Source organism: Nitrospira sp. BLG_2 (assembly GCF_049222245.1).
In genome coordinates, this window is record NZ_JBLYIG010000319.1 from 1 (window position 1) to 3,821 (window position 3,821).

General features: G+C 56.4%; 4 protein-coding genes and 1 pseudogene. All 5 read left to right on the forward strand.

Translation table 11 applies throughout. The features are described from left to right. Window positions 1–733 (forward strand): CTP synthase (gene pyrG / locus ACOSYY_RS08915; RefSeq protein WP_421661916.1); only part of this gene is annotated, 733 nt, incomplete at its 5' end. A gap of 104 nt (window positions 734–837) precedes the next feature. Then, window positions 838–1,665 (forward strand): 3-deoxy-8-phosphooctulonate synthase, encoded by an 828-nt coding sequence (kdsA, locus tag ACOSYY_RS08920; protein WP_421661917.1) that lies wholly within the window; start codon window positions 838–840, stop codon window positions 1,663–1,665. 86 nt (window positions 1,666–1,751) lie between these two features. Next, window positions 1,752–2,753, forward strand: coding sequence for a KpsF/GutQ family sugar-phosphate isomerase (locus tag ACOSYY_RS08925; RefSeq protein ID WP_526023306.1), 1,002 nt, complete (start codon window positions 1,752–1,754; stop codon window positions 2,751–2,753). A 15-nt stretch (window positions 2,754–2,768) separates the two neighbouring features. Then, the gene (gene pgsA / locus ACOSYY_RS08930) at window positions 2,769–3,365 is read left to right on the forward strand and encodes a CDP-diacylglycerol--glycerol-3-phosphate 3-phosphatidyltransferase (protein WP_421661919.1); all 597 of its coding nucleotides are present in this window, start codon (window positions 2,769–2,771) and stop codon (window positions 3,363–3,365) included. Window positions 3,366–3,453: 88 nt separating this feature from the next. Beyond that, window positions 3,454–3,821: pseudogene (locus ACOSYY_RS08935) on the forward strand (poly(3-hydroxybutyrate) depolymerase); the annotation flags it as partial.

A 3,821-nucleotide genomic window follows, 5' to 3' on the forward strand; every position in this document is an offset into this window, starting at 1 on the left:
CATCGCGTTGGTGGGCAAATATGTGGGCTTAAAAGAATGTTACAAGAGCTTGGGTGAGGCGCTGGTTCATGGGGGGATCGATCATGAAACCAGAGTCAATATCAATTGGATCGAGTCCGAAGATATCGAGCGGCAAGGGACCGAGCGAATTCTGCGAGAGGCAGACGGCATCTTGATTCCCGGTGGATTCGGGACAAGAGGAATCGAGGGAAAAGTGACGACCATTCGGTATGCGCGGGAACGTCACGTCCCGTTCCTCGGACTGTGTTTGGGCATGCAATGCGCCGCGATCGAGTTCGCGCGGAATGTGGCCGGATTGGCCGGAGCCAACAGCGCCGAGTTCGACGAACGGTCCCCCCATCCCGTGATCCATCTCATGCCCAATCAGCATGGCGTGAGCGACAAGGGAGGAACCATGAGACTCGGGTCGTACCTCTGTAAGTTGGAAGAGGGGACACTCGCGCAGAAGATGTACGGCGTGAGCGAGGTTCGTGAACGCCATCGTCATCGTTATGAATTCAATAATTCGTATCGTGAGCAACTGACCGCGAAAGGATTGGTCCTGAGCGGAGTTTCTCCTGACGGGCGGCTGGTCGAAATCATCGAGTTGAAGGATCATCCCTGGTTTTTGGGAACTCAATTCCACCCTGAATACAGCTCCCGTCCACACCGTCCGCATCCACTCTTTAGCGGGTTCGTCGGGGCGGCGTTGCGCAAGAAACTGGGACACTGAAGATGAAGGTCGAGGTTTAGGCTAAGGCGGAAGAAAAGATGTTAATGCCGATGCGTGAAGTTTACACTTAACCTCAACCTTAACCTGAATCTAGAGGCGTAGCTGTGGCACATCTCGTCGATATTGCAACGTTCAAAGTCGGCCAGGGGCAGCGCCCGTTCTTGATTGCCGGTCCTTGTGTCATCGAAAGCGAGCAACTGGCAATGGACACGGCGGGACGAGTCGCCGAGATCACGAAGGCGCTGGGTATCCCATACATCTTCAAGTCGTCATTCGATAAAGCCAACCGTACTTCCATCAAGTCCTTTCGTGGTCCTGGGATCAAAGAAGGTCTGGCTGTACTCGCAAAGGTGAAGGCGCACTTTGCGCTTCCCGTCTTGACCGATGTGCACACGGAAGAGCAGGCGACGGAAGCGGGGAAGGTCGTGGATGTCCTCCAGATTCCGGCTTTCCTCTGTCGTCAGACGGATCTATTGATCGCCGCCGCGCAAACCGGAAAAGTCGTGAACGTGAAGAAGGGGCAGTTTCTCTCACCGATCGAAATGGGCCATGCGGTGAAGAAGATCGAAGAGAGTGGAAACCGGCGGATTCTGCTCACCGAACGGGGGTCTTCATTTGGCTACAACAATCTTGTCGTGGATATGCGGTCCTTCCCAATTATGCGGAACTTCGGGTATCCTGTCGTCTTCGATGCGACCCATAGTGTTCAACTGCCGGGTGGGGGGGGGACCAAATCCGGCGGCCAGCGGGAATTTGTCGAACCGTTGGCTTGCGCCGCGGCCGGAGCGGGTGTCGACGGATTCTTCATGGAGGTCCATCCGAATCCCGACGAAGCGCTTTCCGATGGGCCGAACATGGTCCCGTTGCATCACTTGAAGTCCTTGCTGGAGCGGGTCCTGCGCATATGCGACGCGGCAACATTAAGAAACTGAAATCGTCCGCGCGCCGCAGTCGAACGACAACGGTGAAAGCAACCCGCCCACTATCAAAGGCCGCTACAAGGCACAGTATCATGAGCATGAAGCCATCCGGTCGAGAATCAAAAACCGCAAGGATGGAAGAAAGCGTTGCCGATGGCCGGCGCGTGCTTGAAACCGAGGCTCGAGCGGTTCAAGCGCTGATTGATCGGCTGGATACGAAGTTTGCCAAAGCCGTGGATCTGCTCGTTCAATGCAAAGGGAAGGTCGTCGTGTCCGGCATGGGAAAATCCGGCTTGATCGGGCAAAAGATCGCCGCGACGCTTGCCAGCACCGGCACTTCGTCTTTCTTCCTGCATCCCGCCGAAGGCGTGCACGGAGATTTAGGCATGTTGGCTCGTCGGGATGCGTTGGTCGCGATTTCCAACAGCGGCGAGACGCAGGAGTTGCTTCAATTGCTTCCGTACGTGAAACGGCTGGGCATTCCGGTGATCGCATTCACGGGGCGGACGAATTCGACCCTGGCGAAAAATGCCGATGTCGCGCTCGATGTGTCGGTCCAGGAAGAGGCCTGCCCGATGGGGCTGGCTCCTACCGCCAGCACGACCGCCACATTGGCGCTGGGCGATGCGCTGGCCGTCGCCCTGTTGAAAAAACGGGAATTCAAGGAAGAGGATTTTGCGCGGTTCCATCCCGGCGGCACCTTGGGACGACGGTTGCTGGTGAAAGTGAAAGATCTCATGCATGCCGATTCGGATATCCCGATGGTCCAAGCCGCCGTCGGAGGCATGGCGGCCATGCTTGAAATGACGGCAAAAAAGCTCGGCATGACGACGGTGGTGGATCAGGAGGGTGGGTTGGTCGGAGTGATTACCGACGGCGACTTGCGACGGTTTATCCAGCGGGGCATGGATTTGGTGAACACGACGGCAAGCGAGTTGGCTTCACGCAATCCAAAAACGATCGGACCGCATGAACTGGCGGCTACGGCGGTGGAGATGATGGAACGGTATTCGATCACGACACTGGTGGTGACGGAAGACGGTCGGGCTATCCGAGGAGTCATCCATCTACACGATCTACTCAAGAACGGGATTGTTTAGGAGACAGGTGTAACTATGAACCGCGTTCTGGAAGTGTGGCGAGAGATCGGGCAAGAGTCCCTCAATCTGCCCAATCTCCTGACGCTCATCCGCATACTCCTGATTCCCGTCTTCATTATTCTCTTCGTCAATCCAACGCCCGATCAATCGCTGGCGGCGGCTATTATCTTTACCGTCGCGGCAGTGACGGATATGTTGGACGGCTACATCGCACGGCGAACCGGCCAGGTGACGAAGCTCGGCAAACTGCTCGATCCGATCGCCGACAAACTCTTGGTCTTATCGGCGCTGATTCTCTTGATGAATGTAGATCGGGTCAGCGCGTTGGTAGCATTACTCATCATTGCGCGCGAAGTCGCAGTGACCGGCATCCGCGCCATTGCTGCGGGAGAAGGGATGATCATTCCGGCGGAGACGACCGGGAAATACAAGATGGCGCTCCAAGTCATCGCCATCATTCTGCTGATCCTGGAGGGGACGGGGCTTGCGGAACTCGGCAATATGCACCTAGCCGGCACCGTTACATTGTATTTGTCGCTGGTGCTGGGTTATCTCTCCGGCAGTCAGTATGTGTGGACCTTTTGGAAGCAGGTCGTCGCGAAGGGACTCTGACCGAACAACGATAGAGGGCGACGCTTGAGCATGACGCCTCCCTTATGCAATTTTGACTCAGCTATAACCTGAGTCAGCTGACCACGGCGTGCTGAGTAAAGCGCAATTCCTCATCTCTGTCCTCATCCTTCTCTTCGTTCAGCTCACGTTGACTGCCTGCAGCGAAAACGAGCAACCTCCACAACTTGGCACGTTTGTTTACGGGAAGGCGACCGGGCATTGTCCGTCCGGTGCCCGTCCTGGGCCTGCCGGCGCAACCGATGGGAAAGTCTCTCCCTATGGCATTAAATATATGGTCCGCACGCCCTCAAACTACGATGCTACGGTTACTCATCCTCTCTTGATGGTCTACGCTCCGGCCGGACAAAGCCGCTGGGCGTCGGAACGCTTCACCGGCCTCACGACCGCAGCCACCGGCGCCGGATTTATAGTGGTCTATGCCGACCATCTGCAATT